Genomic DNA, 21,627 nt, shown 5'->3' with positions numbered 1-21,627 from the left:
GAGTAAGTAAGTTAATAATTGAGGGTACAACTTGTCACTTCCTATTCTGGGATTTTGGGTGTGTGGTAACCTCAATTATCTTCAGATTTTAGGGGGGTGGCAAGTTTTTTGTATTCTAAGCCCTATAAATCAAGATTTTATTAACTTTTTACTATATAAGTTTTGACAATACGACCCCCGATACGGGGGTAATAGTATTAATTCACCGAATCATACCAATTTGTTGCTTCTTGAATTACCTTAACGCCACCACGTTTTTTCTAATCTGCAACGAAATCTTCAAAAATCACCCTATGTAAAATTATAAAACAGCCGTCTATTTGATAAACAATCAATGAATAGACGGCTATTTATGGAACGTACCGGAAAGTACGTTATTATTATAATTCGGGCTTACTGTTGACACTCTATGGATTTCATCGTATCTTAGACCATTTTATTCATATCCACTTATTAAAAGTGATTACTCTGTTGAACGCCCTCCATCGATGATATGATCCTGTCCTGTGATGTAGGAAGATTCATCTGAAGCGAGGAAGAGAGCAACTCTTGCAATTTCTTCTGGTTCAGCAAGTCTACCAATTGGAACCTGATTAGCTAAAAAGTCTAACGTTTCTTGTGAGAACTTGTCAAGTAGAGGTGTTTTGGCTGTTCCTGGATTTATCGAATTTACTCTGATCCCTTCTCGGGCGTATTCTAATGCTGCTTGCTTCGTTAACATCACCATCGCCCCTTTTGAGATAATATATGGGGCAGAACCTGGTGTTGCAAGATAACCACCGATTGAACCCGTATTAACAATGGAACCACCGCCATTTTCAAGCATCATCTTAACTGCTTCTTGCAATACTTTGAACGCTCCTCTAACATTGAGATTCATGACGTTATCAAAATTTTCAAGACTCACTTCATGTAATGGCGTTTCTACTACTCCCGTCATTCCAGCATTATTGCACAACACATCCAATTTACCATAGACTTTTTTGCATTCATCAAATGCAGCGGTAATTTGTTCTGGATTGGTTACATCTGCAACAAAGGTATATAGCTCTCCATTGATCTCATTTTTTAATTCTTCTACTTTTTCATTAATGTCTATAGCAAAAATTTTTGCTCCCTCTTCAGAAAAAATTTTTGCCATAGACCTTCCAAATCCAGATGCAGCCCCAGTAATTAAAGTTACTTTCCCTTCCAATCGGTTCATGTTATCTAGCTCCTTATGATCATATTTTCTTCTATAATGTGGGTCAAACTCCCTAAATTATTCAGCTAGTGCCATGAATAAAATGAATTAAATCAATCTTCTATATCCTTAAACAAAAGATGGCACCATCCAAATTCTCGTCAAATTTTCTTTCCAAGTCTTCTATTCAAGTCGAACTTTATTAGCATTCATCATTTTCCCATATTCAGAATATCCTAACACGACGATGACCTACTTCTACGCCTTTGCTAACATCTCCATAGGTAATCTTTAGATATCTAGCGGACGTCTCCACTTCATCAGAGATAATTAAGCTCTGATTAGTGTTAATGGTCTTACTAATTAACTTTTGATATTTGTGATTATCTTCTGAAACGCTCACAATGTAGTAATAAGTTCCTTTAGACAAGAGCTCGATTTCTATTTCTCTAATTTTATGAACTGCTTTTAAGTCGATGCTCCACCAGTGACCCGGACTATCATTTTGCGGTTTCCAATAGCTTGAGGATTTGTTATTGATGGCATTTTCTGGTGCAAAATCAGCACTGTATACACTGTCAGCCGTACAAATTCCCAATTCAGCTAAATCTATCTTCTCTTTCCGGGTGCCTTCTGCATAAAAAAGACTTGCTAATTGATCTTTAGAGATTGTATTGACTGGCTTAAATTGTTCCGAATTCATGTAGAACTTTAGCCCGTTCTTCAATGCTTTTGCCGGTAAAGATTCATCATGGATGTTTAACGATGTCACTATAATCCGTCCGTCACCATAAACAAATTCACCCAAAACAAACATTTTCTTATTATTAAAGAAATTTGGCACGACCTGCACCATTGGTTGGAAGGATTCTGCTAATTCATGAAACGGTATAGCAAACGCACTGTCAATCAACGGTTTCCATTGATAGTTCGCATATTTTTCCGATGGGAATAGCTTAAACAACGGATGATCATTATCTACGATCAACCCACAATTATCTTTAGATTTAAAGTGAACTGGGCTCCAGAAAACGGGGAAGAAAGTCGTCTTTTCGGCCTCTTTGACTGTGGCCTTTTCTGGCGTTAAGAGCAAGGAAGCGCCATTTTCCACCTCTTTTAGAATTGGTTCGGTTATCGTTGTACTTTCGATTACGTCAGGTACGGAATCTTCTTTGACATAACACCATAATTTCCACGAATTTTTAAACTTGATACCCTGTTCAAGTTCTATCTGTACCTCTAAAACCATTTGCGAGTTTTGCTTTACTTTATTCTTTAAGCAAATAACAACTCTCTCATTTATGTGGTTCAAACCCAAATCTAGCTTAGGCAAATTAAATTCTTTAGAAAAAATACAATCCGTTTCAGAAGAAAGCGACCATATAACTTTTGCTGAATCTAAAATTTGATAATAATTCGCAATCTTCAAATCTATGCTTATGGTCTCATCAGCAGAAAAAATTCTTTTTTCCATTATCGCTAAAGGAACTAGCGGTGCTGAAAATTGCCTGTATTCTTCTACTTTCATTAGATTCTTACTTTCCCAAAAAGCGTCTAATAAGCCGACGGTTGCTGTACTCTGTCCTGTAAAATCATTCAATCCAAGTAATTGATAACCGCCCATTTTTTCAGTTCGCAGACTCGCTTCAATTTCCTCTTTATATAACTCAAACGCAAGTTTCCCAGAAGCATAAGTAAAATCATCTGCGTATTTCAACATGTTTTTACTTTCTAAATCATTTTTAATCGCTTGAAAATTTACTGGTAACAGATTCCCCGAATACTTATCTATTTCACGAATGGATGGGTATATGCTGTATTGACCAACTTCATGAGAAATCACCGGAACTTGACGTAGTGCGATTGCATCCGAAAATTCGATAGTCGTTTCCACAACCATTTTATCTAAATCATACTGTCCTCTAACTGGTACTTTATCGACAGTTTGCGCAATGAACAGATCATCCTCGGAATCAATTTCCCGATCCCAATTGGATGTTAAGGTATATAAAATATTGCTGTTCATTTGTTTCAAGCTTTTTACAATCTTACGAAGAATAGCAAACTCACCGCGAATTTCATTGCCACAACTAAAGAAACAAAAAGACGGATGATGACCATAAGAGTTTACAATTGCTTCACTTTCCGCTTGGAAGAAGGTATAATGATCCGTCTTATCCCCTAGCATAAAAGGCATCCAATCATCCAGCCAAATCGGCCCTTCTACTTGAAGATACAAGCCAAGTTTGTCTGCAACAGCAAATGCTGCCTCCGGTGGACACCAGGAATGAAACCGCACATGATTGAGTCCATGCTCTTTGATCGTTTGGAAAATCTTTGCCCACGATGCTTCATCCATTGGTGGATACCCGGTTAATGGAAATATACAACAATCGATCGTTCCTCTAAAAAAAGCGTGGTGATCATTTAGTTGCAGCTGCTTGCCATTTGTCGACCATTTTCTAAAACCGATTTTCTGCTTTTGACAGGCAATACATTCATCATTCATCTCAACTGTACATATGAGTTCATAAAGCTCTGGCTGAAATTCATCCCAAGAAACGATGTTTGGTAAAAAGAGAGTAAGCTTTCCACTACCGCTATTACCAGAAAGAAGTTGAGTTGCTTCCTTCACTACTTTCCCTTCTTTTTCAACAGTGACATATAATGTTTTGGCGTTTGGATTTATTGATTCATAAGCATACGTCAACTCAATCGATTGTTGGTCGTAATTCGTTAATACCTTCATTTGACGAAACAAAAAGTTGTGTGATTCAATTCGACAGTTTCCGATCATACCATTCCAGATGGATTGTGTTTCCTCGGTATAAGCGCTCGGTGTAGTATTAATCTGGTGAATATCGCGATTATCAATACAAAAAACGATTTCTATTTTGAACGTAATAAAATTAGTAATGTCATAGCGATGGGACGTACTTAATGAATCTCTGGAACCGACATACTGCCCATTAATCCAAAGCTCTGATTGCCACATCACTCTTTCTAAGATTAACTCATAGATTTTCTCGGGTTGAAATTCTGGTATCTCAATTACTTTTTTTAGCCATATTTTCCCAATGTATTGTTTTTTTTGCCGTAAATGGCGAATATTTTCTTCAGTCAACGAACCATCAAACTCATAAGTAGTTCCAATCTCATTGTCAGTCGTGCTACCAGGAATCTGAAAATGCGAATCATTAAATTCGGCTAAAAACCACTCTTCCTGAGCTCCAAGATCTTTAGGGTCTTCTTTATAGCACCATTTTCCTGCTAAATCTATCATCATATATCTCCCTCGTTTTTTATTATTTTACTTTTAAGCTAAAAATGGATGAAATAGTTGAAACATGGATTTTATTTCTTGTTCAACGAGACCCTCTCATCTTCACTGATCAAGGCCAAATGGCGAATGGCTCCTTGATGACTCGGCACTACTGAAAGAATATATTCAAGTTCCTTTTTGGCTTCTGCAAAGTTTTTTAAGCCAATATTCCCTAAGGCCATTAGATAGCGACAATAAATTTGATTGTTTTTATTTAAATCATCTTTAAACACAACAGTAGCTGGTAATGATACTGCAAAGAAATCATAGGACACGTCTTCAAACAGATGTTTTTTTCCGTAGCTGATTAACTGATAGTAGCAGCTTCTTGCTTCTTCAAGATTGCCTAATGCTTCTTGCGCCAGCCCTCGATAAAGAATCGTATCCGCTGGTTGATCGTAATAATACAAAACACTTTCAGGTTTATTGGTTCCTTGCGCTGCTTTTTTGAAAAAGACTTCCGCCTGTTTTTGATCACCCAAAACCTCAGAGGCTTTGGCGATATAATAATTGGAAATATTATCCTCCACATTTGGCAGCTTCCCTTCACCTAGATTGACGGGATAACTTTGCGAAGCGATAAGTTTTTTGATTGCTTCCTTAGGATTTTTCCGAAGCAACTTTTTGGCCTGTTCAATCAAGGCGTACATGTATTGATTGCTTACTTTTCCTTCTCCCCCTTCCCAAGGATGGAATTGACGTTTAGAAATTCTATCAAATGCTTCATCATACTTTCCTAAACTATTCAGCAATTCAATATAAACGATATAAAGATCATCTCTATGTTGGGTGGTATCCATCCGTTCTTCAAGCAATGCAATACGTTCGGTTAGTGATTTGCCAGCTTTGGAGGAAAGCAAGTCTCTTTCAAGAAGGATCCTCGCATCTGCTGGATCTAAATTCGAAGCAACCGTGATCATTTCTTGCGCTTTTTTGATATCATCATATTGATTAAAGTAAGCAAAAGATAGATTTCTGAAGACGGTCGGGAAATCTGGAATTTGTTTGGCACTGTCCTCCCATAATTTTATGGCCTCTTCATAGCGGTTTTTATCGTAAAATAGATTACCTAAATAGTATTTCGCAAAACCAGTACATTCTGGAAGCAAGCGAATGGCGTTTTCTAAGATTAAAATTTCATCTAATTTGTTAGGAAAACAGTAATCAGGAGCTTGCTTCTCTGCCTCGTAGATTTCTAAGTAAGCCTCATTCTTTTGATCTCTCAAGCAGTAGATATAGGCTTTGTAATAGTGAACCAGCGGAGAAGTTACTGAACATTCACTTAGAATATCGAGAGCGTTTTTATACTGACCAAAATTAATATAATCCAAAGCTAATTCTAAGTAGTTATTCAAACAGTTACGCATTACTTTTTCCCAAGACGCTTTATCGCTAGTCAGCAAATAATTTTCATAATAACTTGCAAAATCAAGGTGATCTATCGATATTGATTCTTCCAACCATGAACGATTGTCTTTTCCAATAAGGCGATAAATAACTGCTTTCAGGGCACGAGCCTTCATATGATGAGCATTTTTAATGAGTGATTTTTCGATAAAGTCTAATGCTTCATCGATTTTCCCCTCGCTTAATGACATACAGGCCATTTGATAAAAGGCTGCGCCTTGTGTATCTTCATTCCACGTAGCCTTATAGAAACAATCGAAGGCCTCTGATTTATTACCTAAACGTAGATGAACTAATCCAAGATTAAATAGCGGTTCGCCATATAATGGATTAGGTGTTTTCCATTTTTGTTTTTTGACTGCTTGAGCAAAATACTTCATACTCTTTTCAAATTCGCCATTTTTATAAAGATACATACCATAGCCATTATTCAGACGGATATCCGTTGCATCGCGCCTCAAGCCTTCAAGGTAATAATCTTCTGGATTAGACGTTGCATGACGATATTGTTCAATATGCGTTGCCGCCAAAAAAAGTTCTTCTGTTGATTTAAGTTTATCTGGAGCTGGAATTTCTTCAGCTGGATCTGGCAATGGCTGCTCCACTTTTTTAAAGCCTTGATAAGCTACCAGAAGGTTGCTTTTTTCATCTAATACTTTAATCTCAAAATGTTCATCAAATTCATCCGTTTCAAAATCAAAACATTCCTTAACAAAATCCTTAGGAGATGTTGCAACACTTTTTGAATGAATTTGATCACCATCTTTTAAAACTATAATGGTCACATATTCATGTTTTTTCGTCGTGTACAGTGTGTATTCAATTTGATTGTTATGCACCTCGACATTAATTGCCCCATCGATCGTCGCATTCTTAACCCGTCCGACCCCTTTATACGGCATAAAATATTGCTTAAATTCCTTTTCTTCATAAGGTTTTAGCCAAGTAAAATCTGGTTGGTTATCGGTAAAGACACCCGTCATCAATTCTACATACGGACCATCTTCATCGGTAAGGTTGCGATCCCATGCTTGACCGAAATCACTATTGCCCCAAACCCATTGTTTTTTTCCTGGAGAGATATGATGATCTGCCACATGAAGTAAACCAGTTTGCAGCTTTTCATCATAGTTTCCGATAAAATCGTAATCAGAATGATAGGCCATATAAGAAGTTGGCACTTTAATATTTTTGTAGCGAGAAATATCAACACCTGCAGAGTAATCATATTTATAGTAATTTCCTGTCGCAATCGGAAAATCAGAAACTGCTCGTTTGCCATGGTCCATTACCGCATGAACATCAGGTGGAAAGATGGACATGGTATGATCGTTAGCAGGAACAGCTGGATTGGCCCACCACAAGAAACTCTGTGGAATATCCGTTCGGTTATACACCTTCCCAGTGATTTCAATATAGGCTTTATCTGGGTATAACGTAAACCCAGCCATTCCTTTCGTACCGTACATGCGATCAATTTCACTCACCCACACAGTGACGCTGTCGTCTTCATGCTTTTCGATGGTGTATTCAGTTGGCATAAATGTCGTAGGTCGGTGATGCTGCGGCCAGTTGAACTCGATTCCCCCTGAAATCATGGTCCAACCAACCCAACAAGTGCTGGTTTAATCACTCGATTGTAATAAACAAAATCATAATTGTTTGTTTTATCTTTTGCTCGGTAAATACGCCCGCCAAGGCTTGGCAAAATGGTCACTTCCAAGTAATCGTTCTCTAGGATGACCGCTAAATATTCGACATCCGTTTTTTCATCGAATATTTTTTCGGTAATGGGCAAAGGGTACACTTTACCACTACTGCCCTGATACACCCTATTCTTAAAAAATAATGGATTTTTGTCAGGTTCCGAAGTTAAATAAGTTGGAATGACGAGTTTTTTCTCTTCTACACGAACCATACTCACTTTTTTGTCCTCCTTATGTGTAAGTTAATCAAATTTTACAATGTTAAGGCTTTCGAAAGAATGGGATAAATCAATCAAAGATGGATTATTTTACTTATCGGTGTTATAATTTCTTTGGTAGGAGGCGATGTTATGGACGTAATAAAGAAAAAAGATGGATTTCGTAATGAACGCCATATTATTTTCCCTTCAAACATAAATGATTTCATTAAAGAGTCTCCTTTAGTTGATCACACTTACATATTAGAAATTGGCTATTATCCAAATGCTAAATACCATTATCGCGAACGAATAAACGGCGTTGATGAATACGTTCTGATCTATTGCCTAGAAGGTCAAGGAACCATTGAAATTCCCGACTCGGTCATATCAATGAGTCGGGGCGATATTTTCTGTATTCCTAAAAAAGTAGCTCATCGCTACTATGCGAATGAAAACAATCCTTGGTCGATTCTATGGATGCATTTTCATACGAATCTTGACCATTTTTTGGGCCTACATAAAAAAATGGTCATAAAAGTGCTGGCCAAAGAAAGATATGTTATTTTACAAGGTCATTTTATTGATATTTTTGAGTTAGCCGGAAACGTCAATTCTGATGAGATGATTACTTGTACTTCGCAACTTCTTAAACTGGTTTTATCAGAAATATTCTTTTTAACCGATGGAAGTTTTTCCCATCAGAAAAATCTGTATCTAGCAAAGTGCATCAGTTTTATGAGTGAAAACATTGATCAAGATATCAATTTAGCCGAATTTGCAAGGCATTTAGAAATCTCTTCAAGTTATCTAAACTCTCTTTTTAAAAACTATACGAATAAATCTCCAATTGAATATTTTATTGAAATGCGCATCGAACAAGCCTGTAAATATTTAAAATTATCCAATCTTAAAATTTATGAGATAGCAAAAAAAGTTGGTTATCAAGATCCCTATTATTTCTCAAGACTTTTCAAAAAAAACACAGGCTATTCTCCAAAAGATTATCGAGTAAAATTCTCAAAGAATGTCCATGAATCATTAAAAAGGTCTTAAGGCGATAAACACATGTTAAAGAAATGCATGTTATCGCCTTTTTTATTATAATTTTCAGTATGATGGAATTTATTTTTTGGGATGTCTGATTTTTGTTTACTCAACCGGGACCAAGCTCTTCCATCTATACTTATAGAATACGGAAAGCGATTTAAAAGAAAAATCATACTAGTTAGGAATGATAAAAGATGAAGCTAGGTATGTATTCAATTGAGATTAAGCGGTCTTCCTTGGAAGTGTTGTTTTCAGCAATCCGTGAAAAAGGCTTTACAGAAGTTCAGTTTGATTTTTTGTCGGTAGGCGGGGAGCAGCTACCAGCTTCCATTGATCCAGCACTCTCACGAGAAATCTACCAAACTGCGCAACACAACGGCGTGGATATCGTGGCAATTAACGGCACTTATAATATGATACATCCTGATAGGGAACAAAGAAATATTGGGCTTCAAAGGTTTGAAGTCATTGCAGAAGCATGTAAAGACCTACATTGCCATTTTATCACGCTATGCACAGGTAGCAGAGATCCGCAGAACATGTGGCGATTTCATGATGGTAACAATACGCAAGCCGCTTGGGATGATATGATGAATTCCATGGAAAAGGTGCTGGAAATAGCCGAACGTTACGATCTCACTCTGGGGATTGAATGTGAAGCAAGCAATTGTGTCAATTCCGCAAAAAAAGCACGCAGGCTATTGGATGAATTTCAGTCTAGAAGGTTGAAAATCATCATGGATGTGGCCAATTTATTTCAGAAAGGCCAAGCAAAAAAGGAATATGTTCGACCCATTATCGATGAAGCGTTTGATTTACTAGGAAATGATATCTATATCGCGCACGGGAAGGACATTAAAGAGGGAAACAAGCTTCATTTTACCCATGCCGGCAACGGAATTGTCGACTTCCCCTATTATCTTGAAAAGTTAAAAGAGTACAATTATACAGGTGGGATGCTTTTGCATGGCATTGAGAGTGAAGAGGATTTTAAGACAAGCGTAGATTTCACGCGTAGTGTTATTTCTGACAATTGGTAAAAAGGTAGAAACAGAGAAGGCTCAATCTACCGGTAAAAGGATTGGGAACTATCATCTGCATATCTCACTTATTGAATATTATCTCAAACAATCGGATCTAATCCAACCTAGGTCCCGTTTGTTTGTTCTGGCCTATCATCTATACTACACAATAAAATAAATAAACAATACTAAATTTAAGAACAAACTAGAATTACCATTGAAATAGCAGGAAAAAGACTTGATAAAATATCTTTTCACGAGACATTTCCATCGAATTAATGCCGGTAATATTCTGGGTTGAATCAGAACCTGACACCTCCACTAATAAAAGTGCACCTGAATGACCACTTGTAAATTCTAAGGCGAATAATCAGGTGTAAATTATTTTAAAAGGAAAACGCATGTGTCATTAGAGGTTTCTGATTGATCCCTATCCCATGGCAATATTCTGAGTCGGGACTAGCATCTGATCTTACCTCTCCACCCTCATTCGTTCCCCATATTTCGGGGAAATCAACAAGGGCTTCCCTGCTTGATCAACAAGTGTCTTCCCGTCCGTTAAACCGGCATTTCTTGGTTCCAACTTCCGTACCATACGTTTTCTCCACTTTATCCAATACGCTTAAAATCTTTGCTTAAACAAGAACGTTTAAATTTCTTTGTTTTTATTAAATATCTAAGATCAGATAAATTATCATAGGACAATTGAATGTAGAAGTAATTAATAAACTCGAGGATAGCGAAAATAAAAACAAATCCGCTAATGAACAATCCCCCAATTGGTAAACTGGGATAGGTAACAAGTATGTCGATAACAAATAAAAGGATAGAAAAAATTATTATAATTACGTTTACTGCCTTCATTTTCTTCAAAATTCTAACGGTTTTAATCGGAGTTAGAGATTTGTTTTCAGTAATTAGACCCTTCCATTTGGAATGCCAATAATAAGTTCCTTGAATAAGGATAAACTCCAATAGGAAAAAGGAAATCCAAAACGAGAATAGAGAATATAATTGCAAATCGGGGTAAGCATAATTAATAAAGAAACTAAGAGGTATAAACAATATTATTGCAAAGCTTTCCCCTGTAAATAGATACTTTAACCGACTTTCTAATTTATTCTTCATAGATAGCTCCTTTCTAATGTTTCCCCTTACTAAGCCCATTATATATGATAATTTAAATGGATGATCTGATTTCCTTTATTGAAGTTATAATTGATATTCATAAATGGCCATTGTTTTTGTTTGTTGGACAGGCCGATGCAGTAGTTTTGCAGTTGTCCAGCTCCAGCCATTGTTCCCCTTCTTCCACGGTATTTTCCCAGAATACGTCAATCTGGATAAAGTTGCGTTCTTCGTTTCGTCTGTATTTCGTGAGACCTGTCATCAAGCGCCTTTTCTACTCCCAGGTTCGAATATTATTCTGAATCATTCGGTAATTCAACACTTTAACAAGCGGATAGTACCAATAGAAAAAAGCACTCCTTTAAAAGAAGTGCTGTGATAACTATGTCATATTCACCAAAAAATCTTTGTAAAGTAGAAGCTGATATTAAATTTCAAAACCTTCCACCAATTTATAATCAATTATAAGTGGTATATCGTTCATATACATGAGATCACGCAATATTGTTAGCCGAACGGAAACATCCATATCGAAATATTCCTCTTCCTCAGCCTGCAATTTAGAGTAAGGGACGTTTTGGATAACATACTTCTTTCCGTCGATATACCATATTACGTCTTTTGTTAATGTGGTTTCCGGGCACATTACGGCAACCTCCTTACAAGGTGTTTCGAAAAAACAAGCTTAGGTATCCATTTGCTTTAAGAAGTATGTCTAATGATTATTCATCATCATCGTCAAATAGGCGATCTACATCATTTATGCTTTTGGTCGTTCTTAAGCAATCATATCTGAAATAGCAGGCTTGATTTGAGATTTACGGTTAATAAACTCGGTAATTAATTTTTCTCCTTCGTAACCTGCGGCTAAAAGGTCCTTTAAGATAAATTCCGAAAAGTCATCAGATGATTCATGAATAGGACTTACAATCTTAAAATTTCCTTCCGGCTCAATCATTGCTTCACTCCCCATCTCTAGCAGTTCAAAAAATTCTTTTGGAATTAATAATTGACGCCTAATAATTGCTTATTTTCTTGGACAATAGTAAAGCACCCGTCAAAAAGACAGGTGCTAGCATGGTAAACTCAAGCGAAGTATGACCCCGCCATTGCAAACCGGGCGAACCGATTTTTTCCTTAAGAGAATACTACACTAATCAACTTATAAAGTCAATTAGTTTTTTAAAGTATTTATACACCGCAATTAAGGAATCCTGATTATTATATGCGTCTTTTAACCGTTTTGTGCGCTCCAATAATTCCCTGAAAGCATCATAACGAGCTTTCTTAATACCTTTACTATTAATGTAAGTATAATGAACATAAATAAGTACAGTCAAGTCATGTACCTTTCGATTCGAAAGCCTTTTTTTCCTAGCTTGAGGGGAAAGTCCATTAATTTGTTTGGCAAATTTGGTAATTGGCTTTACTACCTTTTGGGGGTTTATCTGATTATTTCTAGTTATATCCATTAAGATAGGGCTGTTATGGGCAGCTGTGTTTCGTATGTTTTTCACATACCTTAATACCTGTTGAATCTCTTTATACGCAAGTGGGTTATTTTTCCGACGGTAATAAAACTCCACAAACTTTACAAAGCCACCAAAGGTCATTACTTCAAACAATACCCAAATAGGTGGATTTTCATGGTGTTTTACATATAAACCATAATTATAATGGCTTTCTTTATTTAAAGCATTCATATAGTATTCTATAGAAGTTCTATCATGCGCTAAAAAATCAGTAACAATACTGTAACCATCCTCAGTTGAGTCATTAGTTATGTCGGTTAGAATCTGAGTTTTAACTACATGCTCTATGTCCAGACTCATCTGTAAAACTAAATAACGAAGCCTCATATCAATTGTGGCAAGATCTTGTAGAAGTTTAAAATCCAAATTGACATACCTATCATATTTATTTTTTTCAAAGTTTTTTCTATAAGCAGTAATTTTATAAAAGTAATTTGAGGTTTGAAGAATGTTCTTAGCCTCTTCCCTAGTAATTAGCTCAAATTTAATATTCTTTTGATCTAGGTGTTCAATCATCTCATCAAAACTTAATTTCCTTTTTAAAATCTTCTGTGTACTTTGTTCCACCAAACTCACCTTCCCCCTAAATATGAGGTAGTCTATATTTATCATATCTTAACTAGATAGAATTGGGAAGGCTAATTTTTCTTATGGACACCATCTTCGAACTCGGGTGCCAACTGTTTCCAATTATCGCTTTCCTCATGCCATTTCATTGGTCGTCTCGTCCCTGGCTCTCGAAAACCTGATGGAAGAAATAAAGGAACATGCCAAAATATGTGGACCACAACTCGTCCCTCTACCAAGCAAAAAGTGAAATCCCTGATATTTAGGCCCATTAACCAATCGTGAAAGGGAACGCCACAGAAGTTTAGGTGCTTTCAGAGACGTTTTTTTAAATAAGGTATATTTCTTAAATCTTGTCAACCATAAGCATTTGCCAGCCCTCTTCTTAATTCCGAATCAGGTGGACTCACCAACATCCTCTGAGAATCGCCCTTCTTATTTCCGTGAGGCGTGATAACCCGATAATATAAAGAACGCAACTTATCTACAGGGATCATCTGAAAAAGGTAACCTTGTAGCACATCTAAGATTACGGCTAGCTCTGATTTCCTTTTCGTAAACACGGAATTTCTCCCCGATCACTTTCTATTCGAAATAACCATTATACTCACCTACAATCACATTTACCTATTGTTGCTCTGCATCTGACATGGAAGTGTATCCCTATGACCTTAATGTGTAATTAATGGAAACGCCCATATTGACACCCCTCTTTAAAAGTGATCACTCTGCTTTCGCCCTCCATCCATTTGGCTTCATTTTAAAAAACCAAAGCCCATATCGCTAGTAGCCCAAAAGCCAATCCATCTATTATTCTATATAGCAATCCACTGAAAGATTAGCTACTAAAAAACATCTTCCCGTCTATTTACCCCTATATCAATACTCCCTTTATTAGCTATACCGGTAAAAGAATGGTATTTATATTCTACTCTATTCCTAACTGCTTACATGCCAGTTCCAATACTATTCAGCACTATTCGGAACCCGGCACATCAGCAACAAATATTCCTTATCACATTAACACTCTACCCACTGGGCCCTCTCTCCCTAACCAGATCACACCTCCACCACCCCCCCGCTCAATATTCTCCCGTATTTTCGCCAAAGTAACAGCTTTACGCTTTTTGATGGCGGAAAGGGAGAGTTGTTCTTTTTCGGCGATGTCGCGGGTGGTCATGCTTTTGTAGAAGGTGTCGATGACCCATTGCTTCTCTTCTTCCACGGTATTTTCCCAGAATACGTCAATCTGGATAAAGTTGCGTTCTTCGTTTCGTCTGTATTTCGTGAGACCTGTCATCAAGCGCCCTTTCTACTCCCAGGTTCGAATATTATTCTGAATCATTCGGTAATTCAACACTTTAACAAGCGGATAGTACCAATAGAAAAAAGCACTCCTTTAAAAGAAGTGCTGTGATAACTATGTCATATTCACCAAAAAATCTTATAAGGGACAATCTGGTGTTAAATTTCAAAACCCTTCACCAATTTATAATCAATCACAGGTGGTATATCATTCATATACATGATACATTACTGCCTTTGTAAGGCACCCCTCTATAATTCAACATGTATAGGTTGTAAGTCTTTTGAACTCCCCCTTTCTTTTCCATCAGCATACAATTTTAGGCCCATTCCTTTTCCATAACGGGTACCATCCTGATCATATATAATGGTTATTTTCTTCCCACGGTACTTGATGTTATCAAGGCAAAAATAATCCCATTCATCCTCGGGAACTAGTGGATTCACTTTCAACGTATTATCTTTCTGAGGTCGTAATCCTACCAAACCAGTAATAATTAAATCGTTAAAAGTTGAGTGATTATAATCCTTCCCTCTTTCAATTCCACCTTTATTTGGCCTCCATCCCCATTCCTGTAAAATCTTACGGGACAACCATTCGCCAGTATAAGGTTGTATGTTTTCATCAAGCCAAGATACCACAGTTTCATCCTCTTTTTTTCTATAGTGACTCTTGGCATAAATGTTGATTAATTCAAAATAATGATCCTTTGTCACGGTTATTTGTTGATAATGATTTAATAAATTTGCCATTGCAGTTAATGTTTGTGATGTTGCAAATGGCCACGATGGACCATTCCATAAACATTCATGATCATCTCTCCGAAACATGAATCTAGGGTGACGCTGTTCAGCAGTGGTAGGGCCAAATGGTGCATAAAATCCATCTGTATCTAGCAGCTGTTTCCATGCTCCATCATAACCTTCGTCTGGTATATTAAAATACCAAGGTATATATCCAATTTTGTCAAAAGTAATATCTAATGACGGTTGTTTCGGAAACGATACTGACGGTGAAAAATACCTTTTGTAACCGACATGGCATGTGCCTAAAAATAAAAACCGTTCTAGTTGGTGGTTATCCTAATTTTTAAATAATATGTAGAAATACCCTCTTTAAAGGATTTTATTCTTATTATATTACACTGGCTACGGATGGCGAAAAAACATTCATTCCATCCGTATTTACCAGTGTAAACACAGACATTAACTCAAGTTTCAAGCTTTTGATAATGTATCGAACTAAAATGAATGCTCGTCTATGACACGATCGACGGAGTCTTCGTCAATGATTTTCTGCTGACGAGAGACTGCGTCCAACAAGCACTCCGTGCATAGATTATTGATAAGTCGCATGATACCACGCGTTTGCTTATAGATTTTGCTTAATGCAGCTTCTGAAAAGATTTGACGATCCTCTCCAACTTGCCGCAGGTGATGTTGGATATAAGCTTTCATATCATCGTAGCTGAATCCTACCAAATGAAACCGGGTTGTAATGCGCTGGGAAATCGCCTCGAGACTTCGCAGACGGAGTTTGTCCCGTAATTCCGGTTGCCCCACCAATATGAGCGCCAGTGGTGAAATGGAATCAACGTGGAAATTGGTTAGAAATCGAATTTCCTGCAACATCGCTGGTGATAATAGATGGGCTTCGTCAATTATCACGACAGGCGTTTTTTTCTTCACCTCAAACAATTCAAGTAATGCAGCCTTGAATTGTCTCTTCACGTCGCTGGCCAAAAATCTCGGCTCCACGCCGATTTGAACAAGCATTTCCCGATAAAAATCCCTTGGTCTCAATGACGAATCCGATATATATAAAAACACATGATGACTCGTGTTCAATTGATCGCGCAAGGCCCGTATTGCCGTTGTCTTTCCAGCGCCAACTTCTCCTGTTATGCAACCAAAGGAACGATCCTGAATCATGTATTTCAACCTGGCCTCCAGCTCCTGATATTGCGCGCTGCGATATAAGTTTTTCGTCGCAATTTCTCGCCCAAAAGGCTTTTGCTTCCAGCCAAAGTAGGATGGGATCATGATTGTTCACTCTCCCATAATTTCGCGTAGCTCAGTTTACCGCGTTGTTCTTTTTGCTTTTTCTCTTGTAGAGGTGCGTTCAATTCCAAGAAGTTTAATCCGGATGGTTCTTCGACGGATGGAGATTCATCTTCGACTTCGGGTTCTTCAATCCGCCGGTCGGTCGCGCGATTTAGTTTAATTGGAGAAGCATCCTCGTACCGCTTTTCACTATGCCACACTTCAATTTTGCTCAAATCCAACGGTTCATATCGAAGGGTAATCAATTCCCCCACCAATGATTGATCCACTTCATAGCGGTTTCCTTGAAACGATACACATCCGGTTTTATCCACCTTGCGTTCTGCTTGCCACATGAAAGCACGATCCAGCTCTTCCAATCTGACGGAAACATAAGGTGCTTCACTTTCATAGAAACGTTCTCTTGGTGTCTGTTTTGTTTCCCCGTGTTTGCGGTCATGATAGAAAGTGTTCAACCAAATATAAAGATACCGATTCAATTGCTCGACACAGTCGATTTTCCCGGATTCTATCAAATCGTAGGCCTCTGGCTTGAATGATGAATCGATAAATTGAAAGAAACGTTCCATTTTACCCCGTCCCTGGGGCCGCCTCGGCGTACTATGTGATAGCTTGATACCAAGGTGTGCACATGCCAGCTCGAACATATCGGCTCTATATATGGCTCCATTATCGACGTAGATCTGTTCTGGCTTTCCATGTGAATGAATCGCCCTTCGAAGACAATCTTCCAATTGGGGCCCCCGTTCTTGAAGATGAAACTCCGCATGAACAATGAACCTTGAAAAATCATCCATGAATGCAAAAAGCTTAGCCAACACTTTTTGTCCGGGTTTATCGGGATGCGGCAGGTAAAGGGTATGTTGCACATCCCCTTGCCAACATGCATTCCGGTAAGGAAACTCAAAACGGCGGAATCGATCGCTTTGTTTGTTTTGTAGTTTCTTTTTGGTCAATCCAAGTTTACGAAGCTGTTTGGATAGCGTACTTTCGGCTACATCGCCCACTTCAACGATGCCAGCCAATTCCATCATCCGGATAATCTGCGATACAGCACGCTCCGGCCGCTCTTTTTTAAGCTGAACAGCTTTTGCCAATACCTCCTGATTGATTGCCCTTGGTGCATATTCCCCTCGATAAGCAGGCATCAGTCCTTCAAACCCATGCTTGCGATACGCATGTAAATAACGCTCCAAGGTCCGTTTACTAATCCTGCGTAATTTCCCATCCTGGTCTATATGCTCCCTGCCTGCAATGATTCGCAGTTGCTCGGCCAATTCTCCTTTTTGTAGTTTCCTTGAAACAAGTGAAGAAATAAGCCCGTATCGAAACAAGGCGATGTTTTTCCTTTCTTCATGATTCATTTCTTATACCTCCTTGAAAAATGTACGACTAAAGTGTCGCACAAATCCCACAAGACCGGGAGGACGCAAACTCTGTGGGATACATACAGTAAAAAGGGAAATAGTGGTAAAAGTGTACCGCCAAAAAGGAATATGCCCTTTGTCCATGGATGTGTCGCTTCTTATGTAATGGTATATTTTTCATTGCGCGGTTAAAGGTTACTTCATTAGCTGATTTATCCAAGGGAAGAAACCGTAAAAAGGGTAGGGAGACTCCGGATACACCATGCGCCATAGCCGTTTAGTTAGCGTAAAGGCAGCCCTTTCAACGGATGGAGTGTGCCTCGTCCATTGAAGATCCGCAAAAGGATCGTATAATAAAAGCTGACGAATCCCCCAAGCCACATATCGATCGATATTTTTCTTCCAGGATGATAGCCATCGCTTCATTGTACGTTTTGACGGGCCATTTAATTTGGGACCACAGAACCCACGTCTGATATGCCCAAAGCTCCTGCATCCAATGTGCCGCTGATACCACGTGCTTTCCATCACTCCAACCGCATAAATGTGATAAGGAATAAGGAAGTCCGGCATAAGTGAAAACGTTATCCCGCAAACAGAGCATTTCATGCGATAAATCGGAATGCGGTGTTCCGAATGCTTTAAAACAACAGTGCGTTTATAATGTCCATGCTTATGCGGTTTACCACCGCAACACGGGCACCCACTATCATAATTCGGTGATTTCCGGCCGTACTTTCGCAAATATGTATTGACGTTTTTACCCAATGGTTTTACAATAGACTTGTTCATATTAAGTTTGACAAACGCCCTAAAAAGACTGCCATCTTTTTAGGGCATTCTTATGCCTCTCTTTCCGCCAGGATATTTATCCCTTTTCTTCATTGTTACATATCTCCCCCTCCACGTAACGACAAAATTAATTCCTAAAATACTAGATTTTACCGCCATTAAATATTAGCCCAGACAATATTGCTAATTCCAACGCGTCACTTCCGTTACTACACTCTCCAACAACCTGGACATTGTGAACGGTATAACCTTGGAGTAAAGTTCTAATATATTTCCTCTCGATCACTTCATCCTCCACAATTAAAACCTTAATCATCATATGTCACCTACTTTCAATGGAATGATTAATTCAATTTCTGTTCCATTTCCTATCGAGCTTTTAATATTAAAAGTAAAATTTTCTTCGTACTGTAAAAATAGCCGTTTTTTTATGTTACCTAGACCAATTCCCCTATTACGATCATCGAAGTTATCAACCTTAAGAATTTCTTTAATTCTATCTTGTGACATCCCTCCCCCATTATCCTTCACAATAATTAGTAGGTTATCATCATTTTGAGAAAATCGAATCTCAATTTTTCCTCCCTCTATTATGTCAGAGAGCCCATGAATGATTGCATTTTCAACTAATGGTTGTAAAATCATCGGCTGGATTTCAGCATGCAAAACCGGTGATTCCCCACTAATACTTATCTCAATACGGTCTTGAAAACGAAGTTGTTGTATATATACATACGCATATAATACATTTAATTCATCCTTTATTAAAACCTTATCTGCCTTTTTCTCCATATTATATCTTAAAATCTTTGCCATAGATTCAATCAATTTGGTTGCTATTTTGGATTGATTCAACTTTATTGTCCGACCAATCATGTTGAGTGTATTAAATAGAAAATGTGGATTCATCTGCATTTGCAACGCTTCAATCTGAGATTTTTTTAACAATCTGTCTTGTTCAAGACTGTGCAATTTTTCATCTTTCAGCTGCTTCTCAATTTCAGATTTATACTGTAGCTCTTCAATGTAATTTTTTATATTATGCTTCATTTGATTAAAAGCTTGAACCACATTATCTAACTCTCTATAGGGAATCCTTTCCAGATCTTCTGTATCCCATTGACCATTTGATAGTAACTTCGCTTTACGAGAAAGGTTGCTTATTGTTAAAAAAATCCCCTTTGATAAATATATTCCTACAACTATACTAATACCTCCTAAAAAAATAGTATTAACTAAAATCTTTAATTCCAATTGCTTCGAATTTTGAAATAAGGTATTATATTCTTGGCTACTATACTTTAAATAAGATGTCAATAAGTGGTTTGCCTGGCTTACCATATATTTAAATAACTCAAATAGATAAGTTATTTCTTCATATGTTTCGCTTCCAAAACTGTTCATAGAGCTAATTTTATTCGCTAAATTCGTTTGATATTCGAACATTCGATTTAGAGAACCATAAAAAATTAAAGTTTCAGTATCATGAGTAGAATCCTCTTCAATAAGCTTTAGAATCCTTGCTATCTCCCGATTATTCTTATGATATGTTTGTAAATCCTTTTGATTTCTATCCTTTAAAAATCGCTGAAAACTCTTTTTACTTTCTTCTATTATGACCGGAAGCTTCGTAACTTCTTCATTTTTATTCATAAACTGGTGGTACTTATTATTTACTGATTGCTGAATATAATTTGATACAATTACACTAAAAATCATTGTTAACGCAATAATTACATAATTGAAAATAATGATATTCTTACTTGATTTAATGGCCAATTTGAGCCTTTTTTTGATTAAAATAGGAATCGCCTCCATTTCTAAATTCTCTCAGTGAATATTAGCTATCTGTTATACATGATCCAAATTATTCAATAAATAGATATAGGCAGTGTAAATTTTTTTGAATTAAATCATTTTTTCTTCCCATGACTGTATATCTACTAAGTCATTATTTATTTGCTCAATTACTCCAATGTACAAGGAATAGGTTTCTTGTCTTTGATAATCTAATATTGAGCACTTTTCAATGGTTCGATCACATATAAAATGAGCCACTAACCTTTCATATTTACTAATCTCTCTTAATTATAGAAAGTGTCCTAAGCTATCTATATATTAAGAGAGGAACAAAAGGATGATCAGTATGGCTCATTTTCATAATATCAAATTCTTAAAGGAGGTTGAAGGGTTATCGCAAAGACAAATTGCCAAGAAGTTAGGGATTTCAGGAAATTCTGTAAGTAATTATTTGAAACAGAACCAACCACTAACGCCGATCCAACGTCAAATTCACACCTCCACCACCCCCCTCTCAATATTCTCCCGTATTTTCGCCAAGGTGACGGATTTGCGTTTTTTGATGGCCGAGAGGGAGAGTTTTTCTTTTTCGGCGATATCGCGGGTGGTCATGCCTTTGTAGAAGGTGTCGATCACCCATTGCTTTTGCTTGTCGGACAGGCCGACGCAGTAGTTTTGCAGGTGTTCTTGTTCTAGCCATTGTTCCTCTTCTTCCACTGTATTTTCCCAGAACGCTTCATCTGGATAGACATTTCTTTCTTCGATTTGTTTGTCTTTTGTGAGTTTTGTCATCATCCGCCCTTTTATGTAGGAGTAGGCATAGGAAGAGAATTCTCCCTTTTCATGATCAAATCGTTGATAGGCATCCCAAAAGGCAATCAACCCTGTTTGGAAAAATTCATCTTGGTTTTTATAAATCGATAAAGACTTCATCACATGGTAAATCATCGGTTGATAGTTCTCCACCATTTCGTCAAAACTTTCCATTGTCTTTTCCTTTGGAAAGCGCGCTTTCTGTGTATTCCCGGGTATCTCTACATTAGAAAAAAGCTGTCTTCAAAGCGAATGTGACTGATAAACTAGATTTAACAGTTTCCGATAAATAATATTTTACACTTTTAAACTTGGATGGTTGGATTCTTTGTCCTCCTGCCCTAGGGCAGGAGGACAAAGAAAAAACCAGAA

20 protein-coding genes are annotated in these 21,627 nt (G+C 37.4%); 2 read left to right on the top strand and 18 right to left on the bottom strand.

Translation table 11 applies throughout. The features are described 5' to 3' along the window. Positions 1-463 precede the first annotated feature (463 nt). From MUB24_RS21430 to MUB24_RS23565, 4 genes are all read right to left on the bottom strand, one after another. Complete coding sequence (locus tag MUB24_RS21430) at positions 464-1,204, bottom strand: SDR family NAD(P)-dependent oxidoreductase (protein ID WP_244707562.1); 741 nt, start codon at positions 1,202-1,204, stop codon at positions 464-466. 205 nt (positions 1,205-1,409) lie between these two features. After that, positions 1,410-4,469 (bottom strand): discoidin domain-containing protein, encoded by a 3,060-nt coding sequence (locus MUB24_RS21425; RefSeq protein WP_244707561.1) that lies wholly within the window; start codon positions 4,467-4,469, stop codon positions 1,410-1,412. A gap of 68 nt (positions 4,470-4,537) precedes the next feature. After that, a complete protein-coding gene (locus MUB24_RS21420; RefSeq protein WP_313898485.1) occupies positions 4,538-7,510 on the bottom strand; it encodes a tetratricopeptide repeat protein in 2,973 nt (990 codons plus the stop codon). After that, positions 7,507-7,830 carry a DUF5107 domain-containing protein gene (locus MUB24_RS23565; RefSeq protein WP_313898486.1) on the bottom strand — a complete coding sequence of 108 codons (324 nt, stop codon included), beginning with the start codon at positions 7,828-7,830 and terminating at the stop codon, positions 7,507-7,509. Before MUB24_RS23565 ends, MUB24_RS21420 begins: the two co-directional genes overlap by 4 nt. Before the next feature lie 138 nt (positions 7,831-7,968). Here MUB24_RS23565 and MUB24_RS21415 point away from each other — a divergent pair, with 138 nt between their 5' ends. Further along, complete coding sequence (locus MUB24_RS21415; RefSeq protein WP_244707560.1) at positions 7,969-8,871, top strand: AraC family transcriptional regulator; 903 nt, start codon at positions 7,969-7,971, stop codon at positions 8,869-8,871. 188 nt (positions 8,872-9,059) lie between these two features. Next, positions 9,060-9,905 carry a sugar phosphate isomerase/epimerase family protein gene (locus MUB24_RS21410; protein ID WP_244707559.1) on the top strand — a complete coding sequence of 282 codons (846 nt, stop codon included), beginning with the start codon at positions 9,060-9,062 and terminating at the stop codon, positions 9,903-9,905. Between the two features lie 454 nt (positions 9,906-10,359). Here MUB24_RS21410 and MUB24_RS23375 read toward each other — a convergent pair whose 3' ends face one another. The 14 genes from MUB24_RS23375 to MUB24_RS21350 all read right to left on the bottom strand — a co-directional run bounded on the left by MUB24_RS23375 (position 10,360) and on the right by MUB24_RS21350 (position 21,429). Next, on the bottom strand, positions 10,360-10,482 hold the full coding sequence (locus MUB24_RS23375; protein WP_280517110.1) for a hypothetical protein: 123 nt from the start codon (positions 10,480-10,482) through the stop codon (positions 10,360-10,362). Positions 10,483-10,496: 14 nt separating this feature from the next. Next, entirely contained in the window at positions 10,497-11,015 is a 519-nt protein-coding gene (locus MUB24_RS21405; protein ID WP_244707558.1) for a general stress protein, read from the bottom strand. Between the two features lie 38 nt (positions 11,016-11,053). Beyond that, complete coding sequence (locus MUB24_RS23370) at positions 11,054-11,185, bottom strand: hypothetical protein (protein ID WP_280517109.1); 132 nt, start codon at positions 11,183-11,185, stop codon at positions 11,054-11,056. Positions 11,186-11,442: 257 nt separating this feature from the next. After that, the gene (locus MUB24_RS21400) at positions 11,443-11,661 is read right to left on the bottom strand and encodes a hypothetical protein (RefSeq protein WP_244707557.1); all 219 of its coding nucleotides are present in this window, start codon (positions 11,659-11,661) and stop codon (positions 11,443-11,445) included. Between the two features lie 132 nt (positions 11,662-11,793). After that, the gene (locus MUB24_RS21395; protein WP_244707556.1) at positions 11,794-11,973 is read right to left on the bottom strand and encodes a hypothetical protein; all 180 of its coding nucleotides are present in this window, start codon (positions 11,971-11,973) and stop codon (positions 11,794-11,796) included. 199 nt (positions 11,974-12,172) lie between these two features. Beyond that, on the bottom strand, positions 12,173-13,114 hold the full coding sequence (locus MUB24_RS21390) for an Abi family protein (protein ID WP_244707563.1): 942 nt from the start codon (positions 13,112-13,114) through the stop codon (positions 12,173-12,175). A gap of 1,015 nt (positions 13,115-14,129) precedes the next feature. After that, complete coding sequence (locus tag MUB24_RS21385) at positions 14,130-14,417, bottom strand: hypothetical protein (protein WP_244707555.1); 288 nt, start codon at positions 14,415-14,417, stop codon at positions 14,130-14,132. Positions 14,418-14,671: 254 nt separating this feature from the next. After that, complete coding sequence (locus tag MUB24_RS21380; RefSeq protein WP_396426804.1) at positions 14,672-15,373, bottom strand: MGH1-like glycoside hydrolase domain-containing protein; 702 nt, start codon at positions 15,371-15,373, stop codon at positions 14,672-14,674. A 288-nt stretch (positions 15,374-15,661) separates the two neighbouring features. Then, on the bottom strand, positions 15,662-16,462 hold the full coding sequence (locus MUB24_RS21375) for an ExeA family protein (protein ID WP_244707553.1): 801 nt from the start codon (positions 16,460-16,462) through the stop codon (positions 15,662-15,664). Beyond that, a complete protein-coding gene (locus tag MUB24_RS21370; RefSeq protein ID WP_244707552.1) occupies positions 16,459-17,847 on the bottom strand; it encodes a DDE-type integrase/transposase/recombinase in 1,389 nt (462 codons plus the stop codon). Before MUB24_RS21370 ends, MUB24_RS21375 begins: the two co-directional genes overlap by 4 nt. 198 nt (positions 17,848-18,045) lie before the next feature. Then, positions 18,046-18,642, bottom strand: coding sequence for a DUF6431 domain-containing protein (locus tag MUB24_RS23770; RefSeq protein WP_396426803.1), 597 nt, complete (start codon positions 18,640-18,642; stop codon positions 18,046-18,048). 142 nt (positions 18,643-18,784) lie between these two features. Next, positions 18,785-18,958, bottom strand: a complete 174-nt coding sequence (locus MUB24_RS21365) for a hypothetical protein (RefSeq protein ID WP_244707551.1) — start codon at positions 18,956-18,958, stop codon at positions 18,785-18,787. Then, entirely contained in the window at positions 18,958-20,460 is a 1,503-nt protein-coding gene (locus MUB24_RS21360) for a sensor histidine kinase (protein ID WP_244707550.1), read from the bottom strand. The genes MUB24_RS21365 and MUB24_RS21360 overlap by 1 nt, the downstream gene beginning before the upstream one ends. A gap of 474 nt (positions 20,461-20,934) precedes the next feature. Next, the gene (locus tag MUB24_RS21350) at positions 20,935-21,429 is read right to left on the bottom strand and encodes a sigma-70 family RNA polymerase sigma factor (protein WP_244707549.1); all 495 of its coding nucleotides are present in this window, start codon (positions 21,427-21,429) and stop codon (positions 20,935-20,937) included. Positions 21,430-21,627 lie beyond the last annotated feature (198 nt).

The organism is Lederbergia sp. NSJ-179 (assembly GCF_022867885.1).
Taxonomy (GTDB): domain Bacteria; phylum Bacillota; class Bacilli; order Bacillales; family Bacillaceae_C; genus Lederbergia.
This window is presented reverse-complemented; position numbering and strand designations above follow the sequence as displayed.